The following is a 20,041-nucleotide window of genomic DNA, read 5'->3' as shown; positions in this document are numbered from 1 at the left end:
CCTGGACCTGCCCCGGCCCGGCCGGGCCTCAGGTGAGGCCGTAGAACTTCTCCGTCTCGTCGACCGCCGCCTTGAAGCGCTCGTCGAAGTCGTCGCGAATGAGCGTCCGGACCACGTAGTCCTGGACGCTCATTCCGCGTTTGGCGGCATGAGTCCGGAGGCGGTCCAGGAGCTCCCCGTCTATGCGCATGCTCAGCACATGTGTCCCCATGGCGAAAGAGTCGGGGCTCGCAGTGCGGACGCGCGTCACTTTCAGGAATCACCTCACTCGTAAGAGTGACTGAACGGGTGACGCATGTTTCGGCAGTGACTCCACTTTTCCTTAGGAAGAGTAATGAGTTACTCTAAGGAACATGCTTGACCTCTCCCATGGCGACGATGCTGCCGCCGTGAACGATCTCCGCTCGGCCGTCATGCGGCTGGGCCGGCGCCTGAAGCACCAGCGCGTCGACGAATCGCTGAGCCCGACCGAGATGTCGGTCCTCGGCACCCTCGCCCGCTGCGGACAGGCCACCCCCGGTGAGCTCGCCCGGCGGGAGCACGTCCAGCCGCCGTCGATGACCCGCATCGTCGCGCTGCTGGAGGCCAAGGGTCTGGTCAGGCTGGAGCCGCACCCGGACGACCGCAGGCAGAAGGTCGTCACCCAGACGGAGCAGGCCGAGGTGATGCTCGAAGAGAGCCGCCGCAAGCGGAATGCGTTCCTGGCCGGGCTCGCGGCCGAGCTGACCGAGGACGAGTGGGCCAAGCTGAGAGAGGCCGCGCCCGTCCTGGAGAAGCTCGCGCACCTGTAGGACGCACGACGCGAGGAGGCGAAAGCCCTTGAGTACGGGAAACGGAGCAGACTCCGCACCCGGACGGATATCCACCACCAGACAATCGATGTTCAGCTCGCTGAGAGTCCGGAACTACCGGCTCTTCGCGACGGGGCAGGTCGTCTCGAACACCGGTACCTGGATGCAGCGCATCGCCCAGGACTGGCTCGTCCTCTCCCTCACCGGCTCGGCCTCCGCCGTCGGCATCACCATCGCCCTGCAGTTCCTGCCGATGCTCCTCTTCGGCCTGTACGGCGGCGTCCTGGCCGACCGGCTGCCCAAGCGGCCGCTGCTGATCACCACCCAGGCCGCGATGGGCCTGACCGGCGTCGCCCTCGCCGTCCTGACCCTGACCGGCCAGGTCCAGGTGTGGCACGTCTACCTGATCGCCTTCCTGCTCGGCCTGGTCACCGTGGTCGACAACCCCGCCCGGCAGACCTTCGTCGCCGAGATGGTCGGCCCGCACCAGCTGGCCAACGCGGTCAGCCTGAACTCGGCGAACTTCCAGTCCGCGCGCCTGGTCGGCCCCGCCGTGGCCGGCCTGCTGATCACCGCCTTCGGCTCCGGCTGGGCCTTCCTGCTCAACGGCCTGTCCTACGCCGCCCCGGTCGCCGGACTGCTGCTGATGCGCCCCGCCGAGCTGTACCCGACCACCGTCCAGCCCCGCGCCAAGGGCCAGCTCCGGGAGGGCCTGCGCTACGTCGCCGGCCGCCCCGACCTGGTCTGGCCCATCGTGCTGGTCGGGTTCATCGGCACCTTCGGGTTCAACTTCCCGATCTGGCTGTCGGCCTTCGCCGACGACGTCTTCCACGGCGACGCCGGCACCTACGGCCTGTTCAACACCCTGATCGCCGTCGGCTCCCTGGCCGGCGCGCTGCTGGCGGCCAGACGCGGCCGGTCCCGGCTGCGCCTGCTGGTGGCGGCCGCCGCGCTGTTCGGCGCCCTGGAAGTGGTCACCGCGTTCGCGCCGGGCCACTGGCTGTTCGCCGCGCTGCTGGTGCCGATCGGCATGTTCGGCCTCACGGTCAACGTGGTGGCGAACTCCAGCGTGCAGATGGCCACCGACCCCGAGATGCGGGGCCGGGTGATGGCCCTGTTCATGATGGTGTTCACCGGCGGCACCCCGCTGGGCGCACCGCTGGTCGGCTGGATCACCGACCACTTCGGCCCCCGGATCGGCATGGCCGCCGGCGGCGCGGTGGCCCTGGCGGCATCGGTCGTGGTCGGCCTGGTCCTGGCCCGGGTCGGCGACCTCCGGATGCGGGTGACCCGGCACGGCGTGGTCTTCGTACCGGCTCCGCGCGGGGCTACGCTCGCGGCATGAGACTGTTCGCCGCCGTGCTGCCGCCCGAGGCCGCCGTCGCCGAATTGCGCGCCGCCGTGGCCGCGCTGCCCCGGGCGGGCCGGCTCCGCTGGACCGGCGAGCCCGGCTGGCACTTCACCCTCGCCTTCATGGGCGAGGTGGAGGACCGGCTCCTGCCGGAGCTGGAGGCCCGCCTGGAGCGGGCGGCCGGCCACACCCCGCCGTTCCGGCTGCGGCTGCACGGCTGCGGACACTTCGGCAACCGGGCGCTGTGGATCGGGGCGGCCGGCTCGCTCGACGGCGTGCGGATGCTCGCCGAGCGGGCCGACGCCGCCGCCCGGCGGGCCGGCGTGGCGATGGAGCAGCACCGCCGGTACACCCCGCACCTCACCATCGCCCGGGGCATCTCGGGCGAGCACACCGACCTGCACCCCTACCTGGAGGCCCTCGACGGCTTCGAGGGCACCCCATGGCCGGTCGACCGGCTCCACCTGGTCCGCAGCAACCTGCCGACCAGTGGCGTTCCGGGGGAGAAGCCCCGCTACGAGGTGCTGCGGTCCTGGCCGCTGGGCGGCTGAGCCACCGGGCGGGTCGGGTGTGGTCCACGCCATTCGTTACGCTCGATGCGTGGATCCCAAGACCCGAAACCGTGTGATGGCCGGTGTGCTCGTGCTGATGTTCGCCGTCGTGGCGGTCACCACCGCCCTGAAGTAGCCCGGCTGCCGGGCCGGCCCCAGGCCGGCTCCGGCAGTCCCGGCACGGGTCGTACGGTCCCGGCACGGGTCACCGGGTGAAGGTCACCGGGTGAAGCTCACCAGGCGAACGCCTCCGGCGACGGGCCCGGGCCCGGGAAGACCTCGTCCAGCCCGGCCAGCACCTCCGCGCCCAGCTCCAGCTCCAGCGCCCGCAGCGCGCTCGCCAGCTGCTCCGGCGTACGCGGGCCCACGATCGGGCCGGTGACCCCGGGACGGGTCAGCAGCCAGGCCAGCGCCGTCTCGCCCGGCTCCAGGCCGTGCTTGTCGAGCAGGTCCTCGTACGCCTGCACCTTCGCCCGCACCGCGGGGTCGGCCAGCGCCTCCGCGGTCCGGCCCTCGGCACGGCGCCCGCCCGAGACCTCCTTCTTGATCACGCCACCGAGCAGTCCGCCGTGCAGCGGGGACCACGGGATCACCCCGAGCCCGTACTCCTGCGCCGCCGGGATGACCTCCATCTCGGCGCGGCGCTCGTGGAGGTTGTACAGGCACTGCTCGCTGACCAGGCCGACCATGCCGCGCCCGGCCGCGGTCTCGTTGGCCTGGGCGATCTTGTAACCGGGGAAGTTCGAGGAACCGGCGTAGAGGATCTTGCCCTGCCGGATCAGGACGTCCACCGCCTGCCAGATCTCCTCGAAGGGGGTCGACCGGTCGACGTGGTGGAACTGGTAGAGGTCGATGTAGTCCGTGCGCAGCCGGCGGAGGCTGTCCTCCACGGCGCGCCGGATGTTCACGGCGGAGAGCTTGTCGTGGTTGGGCCAGGCGTCGCCGTCGGCCGCCATGTTCGCGTAGACCTTGGTGGCCAGGACGGTCTTGTCCCGGCGGCCCGCGCCGTGCGCGAACCAGGAGCCGATGATCTCCTCGGTGCGGCCCTTGTTGGCGCCCCATCCGTAGGCGTTGGCCGTGTCGAAGAAGTTCAGGCCGGCGTCGTGCGCCGTGTTCATGATGGCGTGGCTGGTCTCTTCGTCCGTCTGGGGGCCGAAGTTCATGGTGCCGAGGACGAGTCGGCTGACCTTGAGTCCGGTGCGTCCGAGCTGCGTGTACTCCATGGAGGACAAGCCAACTGCCTGGAGTCCACTCGAAGCAAGGCCATTCGGAGGGCATTCGGAGGGTCGGAGGGCATTCGGGCAGCCGCCGCGCCGTGGCGGGGACCAGTGGCCCCGCGGTCAGTGCGGGCGCGGCTCGTAGGGGGCGCCGATGCCCCACGCCTGGTGCATCACCGCGGCGAACTCACCGGCCAGGCGGTGCTCGCCGGAGGCGTTGGGGTGGGTGCCGTCGTAGGTGTCGTGGTGGATGTCGTACGACTCCGGGCGGGCCGCCAGGAGGAGCGGGGAGGCGTCCGTCGACAGGTCGGCGACGGCCTTGGCGAGCAACTCGTTGAAGCGGGCCACCTCGGCCGCGAACTCCGCGTCGCCCTCGGCGCGGCTGTTGGGGATCACCGGCAGCAGCACCATGCGGACCGACGGGCGGGCCGAGCGGGCGGCCCCGACGAAGGTGCGGACGTTGGCGGCGGTCTGCTCGGCGTCGGTGTAGAACCCGAGGTCGATCAGGCCCAGGGAGACCAGCAGGACGTCCGGCTTGTGGGCGGCGACGGTCTCCCCCACGACCGGGGCCATGTGCTGCCAGCCCTCGCCCCAGCCGGCCAGGTGGCGGCGGGCGTGCGCGGGGAAGCCGGGGTCGGCGTAGTCGTGGGAGACCGGCTCGTCGGCGAAGGTGTCGTACAGCTCGGTGCGCGGCCCGACGATCTTGTAGGGGCCGCCGAAGGTCGAGTTGAGGTGCTGCCACATCCGGTAGCGCCAGGTGTAGTCGCCGGCGCGTCCGATGGTCATGGAGTCGCCGACGAACATGAAACGCATCCCGACATCATCGTGGATCGGAGCGGCCGTGCCGCTGTGATGCCGGACACCCCGGCATGCCGGTCCGGCCCTGCCTCCGTGCGACCCGACACTTTGGCACGCTGGGAGCATGCGCCTTCCGTCCGCCGCCCTGCCCGCCGCCGTGGTCCCCGCCGTGGCCGCCGCCGCCCTCGCCCTGGTCCCGACGGCGGCCTTCGCGGAGGGGCCGCCGAAGACCTTCGTCATAGAGGACCCGCGGATCACGGAATCCAGCGGTCTGGCGGCCAGCCGGATCCACCCGGGCGTGTACTGGACGCACAACGACAGCGAAGACGGCCCGTACGTCTACGGCGTGGACGCGGCCACCGGCCGTACGGTCGCCCGGGTCACCATGACCGGGGTGGGGCGGCCGCGCGACGTCGAGGCGATCTCGCTGGGCCCCGACGGGCAGCTGTACGTCGGCGACATCGGCGACAACCGCAACGGCACCTGGGACCACGTCTGGATCTACCGCTTCCCGGAACCGAAGCAGCTGGGCGACTCCACCGTGAAAGCGGCCCAGTTCACCGTGAAGTACGCGGACGGGCCGCGGGACGCCGAGGCGCTGATGGTCCATCCGAAGACCGGGCGGGTCTACATCGCCAGCAAGGACAAGACCAAGGGCGGGCTGTACGAGGGCCCGGCACAGCTGAGCACGGGCGGGACCAACGTGTTCCGCCGGGTCGCGGCGATGCCCTGGGTGACGGACGGCGCGTTCTCCCCGGACGGCACCCGCCTGGCCGTGCGCGGCTACCTGTTCGCCCGTACGTACCCCTTCCGGGACGGCAGGCCGTCCGGGGAGGGGGACCGGGTGGACGCGCCCTGGCAGGGCCAGGCGGAGTCCGTCACCTACTCGGCGGACGGCTCGGCGCTGATGATGGGCGCGGAGGGCCCGCGCAGCGAGGTCGTGGCGGTGCCGGTGGCCCCTCCGGCCGGGGGCGCCCCGGGCGCCTCGGGGAAGCCCTCCGCCCGGCCCGGCGGCAGCGGCCCGGGCGGTACGGCGGCCGCGCAGGACACCGGCACCGGGAACCTCACCGTCGGCGGGCTCGTACTGGCCGGCGCGGTCGCCCTCTGGCTGGGCGGACGGCGGCTGTTCCGCCGGGCTCGCGGGTAACCTCCGGCCAGGACGGCCGGCTCTGGTGCCGGCCCCTGGCCGGCAGGGGGACGGACGGGACATGGGCGAGGACATGGTGGGACTGACCGGGCGGGTGACCGGCACGGTGGGGCCGGGGCTGGTCGGGGAGGTCATCGTGCGGATCCGGGGCGGGGCCGAGCACTTCCTGGCGTACCCGGCGCTCGGCGGGGAGCGGATCGAGACGGGGCGGGTGGTGACGGTGGTGGAGTACCAGCCGCCGCGCACGGTGTACGTAACCGCTGCCTACGACAGCTGAGTTCGCCCGCGACAGCTGAGTTCGCCCGCGGCAGCCGGTTGTCCGCGACAGCCGGGTTCGCCTGCGACAGCCGGGTTCGCCGGCCGCGTTCGCCTGCGACGACAGCGCGGTTCGCCGCCGCCGCGCTCCTGTCCGGCCGGCCGGAACCGGGGTGGCTTGTATCAGGACGGCGACAAGATTGCGCCGGGATCTTTCGCGGGTGCCGGGCCGGGCGCAGACTCGCCCTCACCAGTGCCGAACGGCACTGCCTTAAGGGGGCGAATGCCGATGGCTGTCGGCGTCGCGGCGGGAATCGTTCTCGCCGCCATCATCGTTCTGGTCGGCCTGTTCAAGCTGATGTGGCGGGTGGCCGAGCCGAACGAGGCACTCGTCATCTCCGGCTCGGCGCACAAGACCGAGGGACTCGGCGAGGGCATGGGATTCCGCATCGTGACGGGGCGCGGAACCCTGGTCCTTCCCGGCGTGCAGGCGGTACGGAAGCTGTCGCTGGACCTCAACGAGACCCAGCTGTCCGTGGACTGCGTGACCCACCAGGGCATTCCGCTGCGGGTCAAGGGAGTGGTCATCTTCAAGGTGGGTGACGACCTGGTGTCGATCGCCAACGCCGCCCGCCGGTTCCTGGACCAGCAGAAGATGATGCCGGAGCGGGTGCACATCGTCTTCGCCGGTCACCTGCGCTCCATCGTGGGCGGGCTGACGGTCGAGGACATGATCCGGGACCGGGAGAAGCTGACCGGGCAGACCCGGGCGGCCTGCGGGACCGAGATGGAGAAGCTCGGCCTGATCGTCGACTCCCTGCAGATCCACGAGATCGAGGACCCCACCGGCTACATCAAGAACCTGGCGATGCCGCATGCCGCGGCGGTCCAGCGGGACGCGAGGATCGCCCAGGCCGAGGCGAACCGGATGGCGACCGAGGCCGAACAGGCCGCCGCCGCACGGATGTCCGAGGCCACCCGGGACAGCGAGATCCTGCAGGCCGGATACCAGGCCGAGCGGGACAAGGCCGCGGCGTCCGCCCGGCAGGCGGGACCGCTCGCGGACGCGGCGGCCCGCCAGGAGGTCGTCGTACAGGAGACCCGGGTCGCCGAGCTGGAGGCGCACCGGCGCGAACAGCAGCTCCAGGCGGACGTGCGCAAGCCCGCGGACGCCAAGGCGTACGAGAAGCGCACGCTCGCCGAGGCCGAACGCGACGCCCGGATCTCGGGCGCCCAGGCCAAGGCGAAGGAGACGGAACTCGCGGCGGCCGCCGAGGCCACCCGGGTCAAGACCGCCGCGTCGGCCGAGGCCCAGGCGACCGAGGCACGCGGCCGGGCGGCGGCGACGGCGACCCGGGCCACCGGCGAGGCGGAGGCGGCGGCCACGCAGGCCAAGGGCCTCGCGGAGGCCGAGGCCGCGAAGGCCAAGGGACTCGCGGAAGCCGAGGCGATCAAGGCCCGGGCGGCAGCGCTGGCGGAGAACCAGGAGGCGGTGGTCGCCCAGCAACTCGCCGAGAACTGGCCGAAGATCGTGGAGGCCGGGGCGTCCGCCTTCGGGAACGTCGAACACATGGTGCTGCTCAACGGGGCCGACGGAATGGCGGACATGTTCGCCAAGGCACTGACGATGGGCGGGACCGGCCTGGGGCTGGCGCGCAAGCTGCTCGCGTCGATGGAGGAGCCGGGCGGCGGGGCGCGGGACGGGAACCGGCTGAACGGGTCCGGGCCGTCCGGTCCGTCCGGCCCGGGGACGCCCGTACCGATCACGGACGATGCCGCCTAGGGCGAAGGAAGGATTCGGCCCGGCGTTCCGGGCCGGCTCGGGGCCGCGCACCCGTGGTGCGCGGCCCCGCGGCAACCGGTACTACCCCAGGGCGATCTGATCGCCCGTCACGGTGATCTTCGCGGCCGGGAGCGGGCGGGTGGCCGGCCCGCTCGCGACCGAGCCGTCCTCCACCTTGAAGAAGCTCTGGTGGCAGGGGCAGACGATCTTGCCGTCCTTGACACCGGTCACCGCGCACCCCTGGTGGGTGCAGACCGCGGAGTACGCCTTGAACTCGCCCGCCTTGGGCTGGGTCACCACGACCTTCTCGTCCTTGAAGACCTTGCCCCCGCCCACGGGGATGTCTGCGGTCTTGGCGAGGGCCTGTTCGGCCGGGGCCGCCGCCTGCGGCGTGCTGCCGCCCTCCGCCTGCGTCCCGGCCTTGTCCTCGCTGCCGCAGGCGGTCAGCGCGGTGCCCGCCAGGGCCGCGGCGCCCGCCGCGAGCACGGTACGGCGGCGCGTCGTGTCACCCATGCCATGTCTCCTTCTCGTCGCTTGTGACCCCGGGGCCCACGGGCCCCGCAGCCAACACGTGCCACTCGCGCGACCGGTTCACACCTGACGGAAAAACCTCTGGACACGGGCGAACCGGCGGGCGCCGCTCACCGTGTCACATACATGACCTCGACGACACCGGGGCTGCGCGAACGCGCCGCCCAGTTCGCCCTTCTGCCGCCGCGCCTGTTCCTCGGCGTCACCTTCGTCTACGCCGGCCTGGACAAGCTGACGGACTCCGCGTTCCTCCGGGCCGCCGGCGACGGCTCGATCGGGCAGCAGATGGAGGCCGTACGGGACGCCGCGGCCCTGCCCGGTCTCGTCGACCTGGCGCTCGACGCCCCCGTCGCCTTCGGCACCGCGATCGCCCTGGGCGAGCTCGCGGCCGGCCTCGGCATCCTGGCGGGGCTGCTGGGACGGCTCTCCGCGGCGGGCGGCGCACTGATATCGCTCAGCCTGTGGCTGACCGTCAGCTGGTCGGTCACGCCGTACTACTTCGGCAACGACCTGGTGTACCTGGTCGCCTGGCTGCCGCTGGTGCTCGCGGGCACGCCCGGGCTGTCACTGGACGCGCTGATCGCGCGCTCCCGGCGGGACGGCCGGGAGCGGCACGGTCGGCAGAGCCCCCAGGACCGGCAGGGTCGGCAGGAACGGCAGAACCAGCGGGACCGGCAGCGTCAGCTGTGGCCGAGGTCGGCGGCGGTGACGTCGCCCGAGGGGACCGCGCCCTCCTCCGGGGCCGGACGCAGCGGGAACTCGTCCGCCCGCATGGAGTCCAGCACCGGCGGCGCGGGCCGCGGCGGCTTCGGCATCACGGCGGCCTCCGAGTGGCCGCCGCAGCCGTAGGAGAGGGAGACCAGGCGGCCGTCGGCCGGGCCGAACTCATTGGCGCAGACACCGAACGCCTGCCCCAGCGAGCCGCCGATCTTCACCAGGAAGCCGCAGGACACGCAGCTGGCCGGGGCCGCCTGCGCCATCGGGGTCTTCGCCCCGTACGCCTCGTCCCAGCGGTCCGCCGAGGTGTGCAGGCCGTACCGGGACAGGACCCGGGCGCGGCGCATGCCGAGTTCCTCGGCGACGGAGGTGATGGAGCCGCGCTCCGGGACGACGACCCGGTCGGTCAGCGCGGCGTCCTCCGCCTCGGCGAGCTCGGCCATGTCCTGGGACAGGGCCGAGTTCGGCGGCGGGGCGTCCTCGCCCGAGTAGCCGGGCTCCAGCCGCAGGTCCTCGGCGTCGGTGGGGAGGAGGTCGCCGGGGCCCATGTCGCCGGGGCGCAGGCGCTCGCTCCACGGCACCCACTCGGGGGCGAGCAGTGCGTCGGGGCCGGGCAGCAGCACCGTTTCGTCGAGGGTGACCACCTTGGCGCGGGAGGCGCGGGTGACCGTGACGGCCCAGCGCCAGCCCCGGTAGCCGGGCTCCTTGCACTCGAAGAAGTGAGTGACGACCCGGTCACCTTCGGTGGTCACTTCGACGTGCTCGCCCACCACGCCGGGCGCCGCCACCTCCTCGGCCGCCTCTCGGGCGAGTTCCACCGCCTCGGCGCACAGGCGGTCGGGGGTACGCGGGGTACGGCTAGTACGGCTTCGCGTCGTCGCAGCACTCACTGTCTCGTTCTCTCCTACGCCGTCTCACGAGTGCGCCGTCCGTACTTGTCGTTCCCAACGACCCGTCGGTTCCGTTTCCCTGCGTGGCGCGGGCGGAGCGGACCTGGGGGCCGCGTCGACGTCCACGCCCGTCGGGTCCGGGGGCGCACCTTCTGTCATCCATTCTGCGGGATGGCGAAGAGGCGCGCGGCCAGGAGTAACCGCCGGTGGCGCTGCTAGGCACGCTACCTGGTCCGAAGCCCTGCGCCCACATGCAAGTCCGATTCGCGGACATCCGGTCCGCCCCCGGATGCCGCCTCCGGCGCCCCGCGGTGGTCCGCGGAGCGGTCCGGCCGCGCCGGACGGGGGTCCCCCCGACGCATCAAGGAAGGGGTGGACCCGGTTCCGCCGGGGCACCATGGCCGGGTGGCACGCGTACGGTCGTCCGGCGGCGGGCCGGGCCGGGCCCGAAGGGCCGGCCGGGCGGTCGGGCGCGCCCTGCGCCGGCCGGTCCACTGCACCGCACGGGGGATCCGCCGGGCGACGCACGCCCAGGGCGCCGGGGAGTCCGGGCTCGGCCGCCTGATCGAGCTGCACGCGCTCAACGGCGCCGGGGACGTCATGGTCACCGTGGCGCTCGCCTCGACGGTGTTCTTCTCGGTTCCCACGGACGAGGCGCGCGGCCGGGTGGCCCTCTACCTCGCCGTCACCATGGCCCCGTTCACACTGCTCGCCCCGGTGATCGGACCGCTGCTGGACCGGCTGCCGCACGGGCGGCGGGCCGCGATGGCGGCGGCGATGCTGGCGCGGGCGCTGCTCGCGGTGCTGATGTCGGTCGCGGTCGCGACCGGGGGGCTGGGGCTGTACCCGGCGGCCCTGGGGGTGCTCGTGGCGTCCAAGGCGTACGGGGTGGTGCGCAGCGCGGTGGTCCCGCGGTTACTGCCGCGGGGGTTCTCGCTGGTGAAGGCGAACTCGCGGGTCACCCTGGCGGGCCTGCTGGCCACGGCCACGGCGGCGCCGGCCGGGGCCCTGCTGCACCTGATCGGGCCGCGCTGGCCCTTGTACGGCGCCTGTGCGGTCTTCCTGGGCGGGACCCTGGCGGCGGTCCACCTGCCGCACGGGGTGGACGAGGCCAAGGGCGAGGGACGGGCCCGGCTGACGGGGTGGGAGCGGGAGGGGGCGCGGGAGCCCGACGGGGACCGGGAGCAGGAGCCGCGGAAACGGCCACGGCCACGACGGGGGCGACGGCCGGGGGAACGACCGGTGCAGAGGCCGGGGCTGCGGACGGTGGGCACCTCCGTGCTGTGCGGTCTGTGCGCGAGCGCGGCGATGCGCTGCCTCTCCGGGTTCCTGGTCTTCTTCCTGGCGTTCCTGCTGCGGGAGCACCCGCTCGCCGGGCAGAGCGCGGCGGTGTCACTGGGCATCGTGGGCGTCTCGGCGGGCGTGGGGAACGCATCCGGTACGGCGGTCGGGGCGTGGCTGCGGGCCCGGCCGCCGGAGACGATCGTGGCGGCGGTGCTGTGCCTGGCGTTCTGCGTGGCGGTGCCGGCGGCGGTGTTCTTCAGCGGGCCGATGGTGGCGGTGCTGGGGGCGACGGCCGGGTTCTGCCAGGCGCTGGCGAAGCTGTCGCTGGACGCGATGATCCAGCGGGACGTGCCGGAGGGCGTGCGGACGTCCGCGTTCGCCCGTTCGGAGACCGTCCTGCAGACGGCCTGGGTCCTCGGCGGCGCCGTCGCCATGGCCCTCCCCCTGCACGGCGCCCTGGGCATGTCGACCGCTTCCGCCTTCCTGGCGGTCGGCGCCACCATGGCCCTCCGCGGCCTCCTCCTCTCCCCCACCCGCACCCACCGCCCCAGCGTGGCCTGACCGCGTCAGCAGCCGTGTGGGCAGGCGTGCCGCAGGGCGACGGGGGTCCTCTCCCGGACGGAGTCCGGGGGAAGCGGGCGCACGGCACGACGGCGCGCACCGGCCGCGCAGCGTGCCCCCGAACCCCGACCCCGCCGACAGGGTCGGACCCCCTCCGGGTGGACCCCCACTCCCGGCGGTACCGGGCCCCGGCAGGGGCGCACACGCGCCCGGGGGGCGCCACGGCGGGGCGGGACACCCCGTGCGGCGGCTCGCGCGGAGGGACCGATAGCCTTCGGCTCATGACCGCACCGCTTATCTCGGGTAGGGCCCGCCGCAGCGTCGCGGCCCTCGGGGCCGTGTCCGCCGGCCTCCTCGTTCTCTCCGCCTGCGACAAGCCGACGCCCCTGGCGACCGTCACGGTCGGCACGTCGTCGGTCTCCACCGAAGCCCTCTGCGCGGGCGCGAAGGGCAAGGACCTGCCCCTGGAGCGGGTCCAGGAGTGCCTGACCGACGTCAAGGGCGCCAAGACCATCGAGTACGGCCGCGGTGACACGCTCCGCCTCGGCGTCGAGCCGGACGTCGTCGAGGACGGCAAGCGCTGGCAGGCGGTCCTCGACGGCCAGCCGATCATCGACCCCTCGTCGAACACCTACCGCAGCTTCCCGAACGTCGACATCTTCGCCACCGGCGGCCAGGGCGAGGCCCCGGCGTCGAGGCGGCTGAGCATCGTCCAGCTCTCCGAGGACAGCAAGCCCCTCGCCGTCTGGTCGTACCAGCTCAAGCTGAAGTAACCACGACGTGCGCGCGCTCGTCGTGACCGCGGTGGCGGCGGAGGCAGAATCCGTCGCCGTCGGCATCGACCCTCATCCGGTGCCCGACGACGAGCCCCGCGTGCTGCCCGGCGCCTACCGGGTGGTCCGCCGGGACCTGCCGGCCCTGGCCGTCGACATCCTCGTCGGCGGCGTGGGACCGGCCGCGGCGGCCGCCGCGACGGGCACCGCCCTGGCTGTGGCCGACCCGCGCGCGCCGTACGGGCTCGTGGTCTCCGCCGGGATCGGCGGCGGCTTCCAGCCCGACGCCCCGGTCGGCTCGCTCGTCGTCGCCGACGCCCTGGTCGCCGCCGACCTCGGCGCCGGGACCCCCGACGGCTTCCTGACCGTGGAAGCGCTCGGCTTCGGCCGCAACACCCACCTCCCGCCCGCCGAACTGGCCGCCCGGGCCGCCGAGGCGACCGGCGCGCTGCTCGCGCCCGTCCTCACCGTCTCCACGGTCACCGGCACCGCCGCCCGCGCCGCGGAGCTGAGGGAACGTCATCCGATGGCCGGCGCCGAGGCCATGGAGGGCTTCGGCGTGGCCGAGGCCGCCGCCGCGCACGGACTCCCGGTGCTGGAGGTCCGTGCCGTGTCCAACGCCGTGGGCCCCCGCGACCGGGACGCCTGGCGGATCGGCGACGCCCTGGCCGCGCTGTCGGCAGCCTTCCGCGTGCTGGGACCCGTAATCGCGACCTGGGGAGAACGCCATGACCACCGCTAGTGGAAGCGGCAGCGACGGTGGCAGTGCCGTGCACGACCGCCTGCGGATCGCCTATTCGCCCTGCCCCAACGACACCTTCGTGTTCGACGCCTGGGCACACGGCCGGATCCCCGGCGCGCCCGCGCTGGACGTGACCTTCGCCGACATCGACCTCACCAACGGCATGGCCGAGCGCGGCGAGCTGGACGTGCTGAAGGTGTCGTACGCCGTACTGCCCTGGGTGCTGGAGGAGTACGCGCTGCTGCCCTGCGGCGGTGCACTGGGCACCGGCTGCGGGCCCCTGGTGCTCACCCGCGAGCCGGGCCTGGACCTGACCGGGAAGACGGTCGCGGTGCCGAGCGAACGGTCCACCGCCTACCTCCTCTTCCGGCTGTGGGCGGCCGACGTGCTGCCCGGCGGGGTGGGGAAGGTCGTGGTGCTGCCGTTCCACGAGATCATGCCCGCGGTGCGGGACGGCCGGGTCGACGCCGGCCTGGTGATCCACGAGGCCCGCTTCACCTACCGGGACTACGGGCTGCACTCCCTGGCCGACATGGGCGAGCACTGGGAGGCCACGACCCGGCTGCCGATCCCGCTCGGCGCGATCATCGCCAAGCGGTCGCTGGGGGCCGGGACGCTGCGCGCGCTGGCCGAGGCGGCCCGGACCTCGGTCCGGATGGCCTGGGACGACCCGGAGGCCTCCCGGCCGTACGTGCGGGCGCACGCACAGGAGCTCGACCCGAAGGTCGCCGACCAGCACATCGGGCTCTACGTGAACGAGTACACGGCCGCGCTGGGCGACGCCGGATACGCCGCGGTCCGCGGGCTGCTGACCCGGGCCGCGGCCGAGGGACTGGTTCCGCCGATCGCGCCGGGCGCACTCGACTTCCCGTGACGGCCTGCGCCGCCCCTTCCCGTGACGGCCTGCGCCCCGCCACTCCTTCGAGTGACGGGGCGCAGCCATGTGACTGTCAGGGGGCGGCCGGGATCACACGTCCAGCTGGTCGGCGACCGCGCGCAGCAGGCCGGCGATCTTCGCGCCGTGCACCTTGTCGGGGTAGCGGCCGCGCTCCAGCATCGGGGTGATGTTCTCCAGGAGCGTCGTCAGGTCCTGGACGATGGACGCGAGTTCGTCGGGCTTGCGCCGCTGCGCGGCCGCGACGGACGGCGCCGGGTCCAGCACGATCACGGAAAGCGCCTGGTCACCGCGCTGGCCGGCGACGACTCCGAACTCGACGCGCTGGCCGGGCTTGAGTGCATCGACCCCGGCAGGGAGCACCGACGAGTGGACGAAGACGTCTCCGCCGTCGTCGCGGGAGAGAAAGCCGAAGCCCTTCTCGCTGTTGAACCACTTGACCTTGCCGGTAGGCACGTCCGTCCTCTGTCCTTGTGCTCGTCGGGTCCGAATCGCCGTTGACTGGCTCCGGATAGCAGTGCAGCGGGTCATGGTGACCCGCCAACCACCAGGCTAATGGTCCCGGGGCCACTGACAAGACGTCGCCCGGTCCTTCCTGGAGGCCCGCTTCGGCCAGGGAACTACCCTGGTGGGGTGACTGCTACTCCTCATCCCGACGATGCGCGGCCCGGCGACGCATTGGTCAAGGCCGGCGGCATCGTGTTCATCCTGGGCGCCGTGGCCACCCTCGCGACGATGGCCCCGCTCTTCCTGGGTACCGATCCGCTGCCCTCGTACGCGTGGTCGCTGTGCATGCTGATGGGCGTGGGCTTCGCCCTCGCGGCCGCCGGGGTGCTCCGCTCGGCGGCGGCCCAGCGCAAGGCGGCCCGGGCGGCGGTCGCTTCACGGGAAGCCTGAGCGCTCCCTGCCGGGAGGCAGGATCGACGGCCCGTCGGGCTCAGACGGCCTGGACGGGCCGGGTGACGAACTCCTTCAGCCAGGCCGGCAGGGCGGTGAGGTCGGGCAGCACCACGTCCGCGCCCGCCGCGCGCAGCTCGGGCTCCGGGCAGGGCCCGGTGGGCACCGCCACCGAGAGCGCGCCGGCCGTACGCGCGCCGCGTACGTCGCCGACGTGGTCGCCGACGTAGACCTGGGCGCCGTACTCGCGCAGCGCGCCCGCCTTGGCCTCCGCCCACAGCCAGCCGATGACCGCGTCCGGCTCGATGCCGAGGTGCTCCAGGTGCAGACGGGCGTTCGGCTCGTGCTTGGCGGTGACCACGATGGCCCGCCCGCCCAGCGCCCGGACCACCTCGACGGCCTCGCGGGCACCCGGCATCGCCGGGGTCGCCTCGATGGCGTGTGTGGGATAGATCTCCCGGTAGCGGTCGGCCACCGCCGGGATCTCGTCCGCCTCGAACCAGTGCGCGAGCTCCTCGTCCAGCGGCGGCCCGAGCCGGCTGACGGCCTGGTCGGCGTCGATGAACCGGCCCGTCTCGGCGGACAGCGCCTGGTAGGCGGCCTTGATCCCGGGACGGGAGTCGATGAGGGTCATGTCGAGGTCGAAGCCGACGGTAAGGGTCATGCCGGCCATTGTGCCGCCCCACCACCCACCCCCGACCGACACGGGGTGGCCCGGAGGTGGCCTCCGCGTTGCGCTGCGGCGCGGCGACGGCACCCGTGCGGTGCCCGGCCGGGGCGGTGGTGCGCAGCCATGGGCGGCTGCGGCGCCCGGAGCGTGCACGGCCTGCGGGCCGTCCGTGGCCGGTCGCGCAGTTCCCCGCGCCCCTGGTGGGCATACCCCTGCCCGCGGCGCGGGCGGCGGGGGCCGGGGCGGGGCGCCCGGGGGGCCGGGGCGCAGCCCCCGGAGCGGGGGCCGGGGCGGAGTCCCGGTTTCGGGAAAGGGCGGGGTGGGGCAGGGCTCCGCGCAGCGGGGAGGCGGAGCGGGGTCAGCGGCGGCGGGAGCGCCAGATCAGGTACAGCGCCGAGGCGATGGCGGCGCCACGCACGATCCACGGGAGCAGGGACTGGAACGCCGGTCCCGCCTCGCCCGCGGCCAGCGCCTCGCCCCAGCGCCCGTCCGCGCGCCCCCACAGCCAGACCATCGCGCCGGCCACCACCGCGCCCGGCAGCCCGAAGACCACCGTCTTGCGTTCGGTGGGCCCGAGCACCCGCGATCCGTACGCGCACAGCCAGCCCAGTGCGAGCAGCATCCAGTGCCCGATGACCACCCCGGCCACCAGCACGGCCGCGGCCAGCAGCAGGAAACCGTGCGGCTTCGGTTTCGGATCCCCGCTCGGTGCCGTCTTGTCCACGGGCCGCGCGGGCGCCGCACCGGCCGCGCCCGCACCCCGCTTCAGGAGGGCCCGTACGAGGCCACGCGCTCCGGGCGCAACCGCCGCACCCGCCGTACCCGCCTCGCGGTCCGGAGCAGCGGTCTCAGGGTCTCCGTCGGTCGGATCACGGTCCGGGTCCGGGCCCCTGCGGGACGGGTACTCGATGCCGCCCACGAAGCCCTCGACCTGCGGCCCGTCCCGGTGAAGGCTCGGGCCCATCCGCCACCAGTCCGGTTCCGCGTCGCCCGACGGCCCCAGCTCGTCCAGGCCCGCCAGATGCGGCGGTGCACCCGCTGTCCGCGCCGGAGGCACGGCGGGCGCGACGGGCGCGGAGGCCGGTGCCGCGGCCGCCGCCGAGCCGCGCTGCTCGGGCACCGCCCCGGTCTGCGCCGCAGACCCCCGCCCGGGCGCCGGCGCCGGCGCCGGCGCGCCCGCGTGCGTGGCGAGCACCTCCTCGGGCGTCCCCATCCGCTCCAGGATGTGCCGTACGGTCGCCGGCGTCTCGGGCTCGTACCGCGCCCGGTGCCTCTCGATCTCGTCCCGCAGCCTGGCCACCAGCCGCATCCTGTCCGGCGAGGGCAGCTCCGCGCTCTGCGCCAGGTCCCCGACCCGGCTCAGGTACTCGCGGACCAGATGCTCGCTCTCGATCCCCACGCCCCGGCTCCTTCCTGGCGGCTTCCCCCGAGCCCCGGGACCGACCGTAGCGCCTGCGGGCGTGGAGTCGGCCGGGGCACAGCGGATAAGTTGGCCGGATGGGAACCGGCACGACCGGTCAAGGCGACGCGACCAGGAGGCGAACGTGCCCGAGGCAAGCACCGGAGGGAACGCACCGCGCTCCCTCGCCGAGGCGCTGCGCGCCCGCGACGACGCGGACCTCGCGGCCCTGCTGCGCGCCCGCCCCGACCTGTTGAACCCCGTCCCCGGCGACCTCACCCAGCTCGCCACCCGGGCCGGCACCCGCGCCTCGGTGGTCCGTGCGCTGGACCGCCTGGACCGTTTCGCCCTCCAGGTGGCGGAAGCCCTGGCCGTGGCCCCGGACCCGTGCGATCACGGCACCCTCGAAAGCCTGCTCACCGGGTACGGCTCCCCTGCTGCCGGCCCCGATGCCGACACCGACGCCGGCCCCGATGTCGGTGCCGACACCGAATCCGGCACCGGCACCGTCGCCATCCGGGCCGCCCTCCCCGCTGCCCTGGACCTGCTCCGCACCCAGGCCGTGGTCTGGGGCGCCGACGACCGGCTCCGGCTCGTACGGACCGCCCGCGAGCTGCTCGCGCCCGCGCCCTCCCGCCCCTCCCCCACCGGACTCGGCCCGACCGTCGCCGAGGCGACCGCCGGGATGTCGCCCACCCGCGTCCAGGAGATCGTCGCCGCCGCCGGGCTGTCCGCCACCCACGACCCGGTGTCCGCCGTCGCCTCGCTCACCACGCTGTTCACCGACCCCGTGCGGATGTCCGCCCTGCTCGCGCAGGCCCCCGCCGGGGCGCACCACGTCCTGGACCGCCTGGTCTGGGGACCGCCCTACGGCGAGATCACCCCGGACCCGGCCCCGCCCGTCCGCTGGCTGCGCGACCGCGGCCTGCTGCTCCCCGCCACCGCCCGCACCGTGGTGCTGCCCCGCGAGGTCGCACTGCACCTGCGCGACGGGCGGGCGCACCGCAACCCCGAGCCCGTACCGCCCCCGGTGCAGCCGGCGCAGACCCACCGTCCACAGCTTGTGGACGCCAACGCCGCCGGCCAGGCCCTCACCGCCCTCGCCACCGTCGACGAACTGCTCGCCTCCTGGGAGCACGCCAACGGCCCCGCCGTCCTGCGGGCCGGCGGACTCGCCGTCCGCGACCTCAAGCGCACCGCGACCGCCCTCGACACCAGCGAGGCCACGGCCGCCTTCTGGATCGAACTCGCCCACACCGCGGGCCTGCTGGCCAGCGACGGCGAGGCCGACGAGCGGTACGCGCCCACCCCCGCCTACGACGACTGGGCCGAGCTCCCGCCCCACGACCGCTGGTCCGTCCTGGTCACCGCCTGGCTGCCCGCCACCCGGACCGCCGGTGTGGTCGGCGAGCAGGACGCCAAGGGCCGTACGCTCTCCGCCCTCGGCCCGGACCTGGACCGGTCGGCCGCCCCCGAGGTCCGGCACCGGGTGCTGGATCTCCTCGCCGCGCTCCCCGAGGGGGCCTCCACCACCCCCGAGGCCCTGCTGGAGCGGCTCGCCTGGGAGCGCCCGGTCCGGGCGACCCGCGAACTCCGGGCCCGGCTGGCCCTCTTCACGCTCGACGAGGCCGAGCTGCTCGGCGTCACCGGCCGCGGCGCCCTCTCCTCGCCGGGCCGTGCCCTGCTGGCCGGCGAGGACCCCGGCCCGCTGCTGGCGCCGCTGCTGCCCGAGCCCGTGGACCACGTACTGCTGCAGGCCGACCTGACCGCGGTGGCGCCCGGCCCGCTGAGCCGGCCGCTCGCCGAGGCCCTCGCCGTGGCCGCGGTGGTGGAGTCGAAGGGCGGGGCGACCGTGTACCGGTTCACCCCGGCTTCGGTACGCCGCGCCCTGGACGCCGGACGCACCGCGTCCGACCTGCACGCCTTCCTCGCCGAGCACAGCCGGACCCCGGTCCCGCAGCCCCTCGCGTACCTGATCGACGACGTGGCGCGGCGGCACGGGCACCTGCGGGTGGGCGCCGCCTCCTCGTACGTCCGCTGCGACGACGACGGCATGCTGAACGAGATCCTCGCGGACAAGCGGTCGACGGCCCTCGGGCTGCGCCGCCTCGCGCCGACCGTACTGGCGGCCCAGGCCGACCCGACCACGCTGCTCGACGGCCTGCGCGCGATGGGGTACGCCCCGGCCGCCGAGTCCGCGACCGGCGACGTCCTGGTCGCCCGGGCCGAGGTGCACCGCACTCCGCCGCGCAGCGCACCGGTGCCCGTGCCGGACGGGCCGCCGCTGCCCGACGCCGTCCTGCTGGGGGCGGCCGTACGGGCCATCCGGGCGGGGGACGTGGCCGCGACGGCGGTCCGGAAGGAGCCGGCGGCGGGCACCGGCGCCCCGGACCCGGCTTCGGGCTCTGCCGCGTCCGGGTCCGCACCCGCGCCCGGTGAGCTCCCGCGCACCACTGCGGCGGAGACCCTGGCCACGGTCCAGGCAGCGGCCCTGACCGGCTCGGCGGTGTGGATCGGCTACGTCAACGCCGAGGGCGCGGCGAGCCAGCGGGTGATCGCCCCGGTCCGGGTGGAGGGCGGTTTCGTCACCGGCTACGACCACACCGCCGACGAGGTGCGCACCTACGCGCTGCACCGCATCACGGGGGTGGCGGAGTTGGCGGAGGATCAGGTCTAGCCGTTCTGCGGCGAGTTGCCTTCGTACCGCCCTCCGTGATCCACCGTTCCGGATACGGGGCGCCGCAACCCGGAATCCGAGAATCCGGTAGATTCCCGCCCGCGACGGAGAG

Annotated in this window: 20 protein-coding genes and 1 pseudogene; 13 read left to right on the top strand and 8 right to left on the bottom strand. The window is 74.2% G+C overall.

Annotated features, from left to right (window positions below):
- Window positions 1–28: 28 nt before the first annotated feature.
- Window positions 29–211, bottom strand: coding sequence for a hypothetical protein (locus AB0O36_RS23275; RefSeq protein ID WP_030156886.1), 183 nt, complete (start codon window positions 209–211; stop codon window positions 29–31).
- Between the two features lie 142 nt (window positions 212–353).
- Here AB0O36_RS23275 and AB0O36_RS23270 point away from each other — a divergent pair, with 142 nt between their 5' ends.
- The 3 genes from AB0O36_RS23270 to thpR all read left to right on the top strand — a co-directional run bounded on the left by AB0O36_RS23270 (window position 354) and on the right by thpR (window position 2,693).
- Window positions 354–791: a MarR family transcriptional regulator gene (locus AB0O36_RS23270; RefSeq protein ID WP_365113570.1), complete on the top strand. Its 438-nt coding sequence runs from the start codon at window positions 354–356 to the stop codon at window positions 789–791.
- A gap of 88 nt (window positions 792–879) precedes the next feature.
- On the top strand, window positions 880–2,136 hold the full coding sequence (locus tag AB0O36_RS23265; protein ID WP_365113568.1) for an MFS transporter: 1,257 nt from the start codon (window positions 880–882) through the stop codon (window positions 2,134–2,136).
- Window positions 2,133–2,693, top strand: a complete 561-nt coding sequence (thpR, locus tag AB0O36_RS23260; protein ID WP_365113566.1) for an RNA 2',3'-cyclic phosphodiesterase — start codon at window positions 2,133–2,135, stop codon at window positions 2,691–2,693. The genes AB0O36_RS23265 and thpR overlap by 4 nt, the downstream gene beginning before the upstream one ends.
- A gap of 233 nt (window positions 2,694–2,926) precedes the next feature.
- Here the strand turns inward: thpR and AB0O36_RS23255 are convergent, their stop codons facing one another.
- Together AB0O36_RS23255 and AB0O36_RS23250 are read right to left on the bottom strand one after the other, a co-directional pair.
- The gene (locus AB0O36_RS23255) at window positions 2,927–3,916 is read right to left on the bottom strand and encodes an aldo/keto reductase (RefSeq protein WP_365113565.1); all 990 of its coding nucleotides are present in this window, start codon (window positions 3,914–3,916) and stop codon (window positions 2,927–2,929) included.
- 117 nt (window positions 3,917–4,033) lie between these two features.
- Window positions 4,034–4,723, bottom strand: coding sequence for a GDSL-type esterase/lipase family protein (locus AB0O36_RS23250; RefSeq protein ID WP_365113563.1), 690 nt, complete (start codon window positions 4,721–4,723; stop codon window positions 4,034–4,036).
- Window positions 4,724–4,832: 109 nt separating this feature from the next.
- On the opposite strand from AB0O36_RS23250, the gene AB0O36_RS23245 reads away from it, so the two are divergent.
- The 3 genes from AB0O36_RS23245 (at window position 4,833) to AB0O36_RS23235 (ending at window position 7,893) form a co-directional block, all read left to right on the top strand.
- The gene (locus tag AB0O36_RS23245; protein WP_365113561.1) at window positions 4,833–5,855 is read left to right on the top strand and encodes a WD40 repeat domain-containing protein; all 1,023 of its coding nucleotides are present in this window, start codon (window positions 4,833–4,835) and stop codon (window positions 5,853–5,855) included.
- Window positions 5,856–5,916: 61 nt separating this feature from the next.
- On the top strand, window positions 5,917–6,132 hold the full coding sequence (locus AB0O36_RS23240; protein ID WP_365113559.1) for a hypothetical protein: 216 nt from the start codon (window positions 5,917–5,919) through the stop codon (window positions 6,130–6,132).
- A gap of 261 nt (window positions 6,133–6,393) precedes the next feature.
- Complete coding sequence (locus AB0O36_RS23235) at window positions 6,394–7,893, top strand: SPFH domain-containing protein (RefSeq protein WP_365113557.1); 1,500 nt, start codon at window positions 6,394–6,396, stop codon at window positions 7,891–7,893.
- Between the two features lie 81 nt (window positions 7,894–7,974).
- Here the strand turns inward: AB0O36_RS23235 and AB0O36_RS23230 are convergent, their stop codons facing one another.
- Complete coding sequence (locus AB0O36_RS23230) at window positions 7,975–8,406, bottom strand: Rieske (2Fe-2S) protein (RefSeq protein ID WP_365113555.1); 432 nt, start codon at window positions 8,404–8,406, stop codon at window positions 7,975–7,977.
- Window positions 8,407–8,550: 144 nt separating this feature from the next.
- Here AB0O36_RS23230 and AB0O36_RS23225 point away from each other — a divergent pair.
- Window positions 8,551–9,021: pseudogene (locus AB0O36_RS23225) on the top strand (DoxX family membrane protein); the annotation flags it as partial.
- Between the two features lie 83 nt (window positions 9,022–9,104).
- Here the strand turns inward: AB0O36_RS23225 and AB0O36_RS23220 are convergent.
- Window positions 9,105–10,031, bottom strand: coding sequence for a DUF3027 domain-containing protein (locus AB0O36_RS23220; RefSeq protein WP_365113553.1), 927 nt, complete (start codon window positions 10,029–10,031; stop codon window positions 9,105–9,107).
- A gap of 405 nt (window positions 10,032–10,436) precedes the next feature.
- Here AB0O36_RS23220 and AB0O36_RS23215 point away from each other — a divergent pair, with 405 nt between their 5' ends.
- From AB0O36_RS23215 to AB0O36_RS23200, 4 genes are all read left to right on the top strand, one after another.
- A complete protein-coding gene (locus tag AB0O36_RS23215) occupies window positions 10,437–11,876 on the top strand; it encodes an MFS transporter (RefSeq protein WP_365113551.1) in 1,440 nt (479 codons plus the stop codon).
- A 281-nt stretch (window positions 11,877–12,157) separates the two neighbouring features.
- On the top strand, window positions 12,158–12,649 hold the full coding sequence (locus AB0O36_RS23210) for a DUF2771 domain-containing protein (RefSeq protein ID WP_365113549.1): 492 nt from the start codon (window positions 12,158–12,160) through the stop codon (window positions 12,647–12,649).
- Between the two features lie 7 nt (window positions 12,650–12,656).
- Window positions 12,657–13,391 carry a futalosine hydrolase gene (locus AB0O36_RS23205; RefSeq protein ID WP_365113547.1) on the top strand — a complete coding sequence of 245 codons (735 nt, stop codon included), beginning with the start codon at window positions 12,657–12,659 and terminating at the stop codon, window positions 13,389–13,391.
- Window positions 13,378–14,265: a 1,4-dihydroxy-6-naphthoate synthase gene (locus tag AB0O36_RS23200; RefSeq protein ID WP_365113545.1), complete on the top strand. Its 888-nt coding sequence runs from the start codon at window positions 13,378–13,380 to the stop codon at window positions 14,263–14,265. Before AB0O36_RS23205 ends, AB0O36_RS23200 begins: the two co-directional genes overlap by 14 nt.
- A 93-nt stretch (window positions 14,266–14,358) precedes the next feature.
- Here AB0O36_RS23200 and AB0O36_RS23195 read toward each other — a convergent pair whose 3' ends face one another.
- Window positions 14,359–14,742 (bottom strand): cold-shock protein, encoded by a 384-nt coding sequence (locus tag AB0O36_RS23195; RefSeq protein ID WP_365113543.1) that lies wholly within the window; start codon window positions 14,740–14,742, stop codon window positions 14,359–14,361.
- Between the two features lie 177 nt (window positions 14,743–14,919).
- Between AB0O36_RS23195 and AB0O36_RS23190 the strand changes: the two genes are divergently transcribed.
- Window positions 14,920–15,183: a hypothetical protein gene (locus tag AB0O36_RS23190; RefSeq protein ID WP_365113541.1), complete on the top strand. Its 264-nt coding sequence runs from the start codon at window positions 14,920–14,922 to the stop codon at window positions 15,181–15,183.
- A 40-nt stretch (window positions 15,184–15,223) separates the two neighbouring features.
- Here the strand turns inward: AB0O36_RS23190 and AB0O36_RS23185 are convergent, their stop codons facing one another.
- Window positions 15,224–15,856 carry an HAD family hydrolase gene (locus tag AB0O36_RS23185; protein WP_365113539.1) on the bottom strand — a complete coding sequence of 211 codons (633 nt, stop codon included), beginning with the start codon at window positions 15,854–15,856 and terminating at the stop codon, window positions 15,224–15,226.
- 355 nt (window positions 15,857–16,211) lie between these two features.
- The gene (locus AB0O36_RS23180; protein ID WP_365113537.1) at window positions 16,212–17,252 is read right to left on the bottom strand and encodes a hypothetical protein; all 1,041 of its coding nucleotides are present in this window, start codon (window positions 17,250–17,252) and stop codon (window positions 16,212–16,214) included.
- A 145-nt stretch (window positions 17,253–17,397) separates the two neighbouring features.
- Between AB0O36_RS23180 and AB0O36_RS23175 the strand changes: the two genes are divergently transcribed.
- Complete coding sequence (locus AB0O36_RS23175; RefSeq protein WP_365113535.1) at window positions 17,398–19,929, top strand: helicase C-terminal domain-containing protein; 2,532 nt, start codon at window positions 17,398–17,400, stop codon at window positions 19,927–19,929.
- Window positions 19,930–20,041 lie beyond the last annotated feature (112 nt).

The organism is Streptomyces sp. NPDC089799 (assembly GCF_040684755.1).
GTDB lineage: Bacteria > Actinomycetota > Actinomycetes > Streptomycetales > Streptomycetaceae > Streptomyces.
The sequence above is the reverse complement of the archived record's forward strand: the minus strand, read 5'-3'. Positions and strand labels throughout refer to the sequence as shown.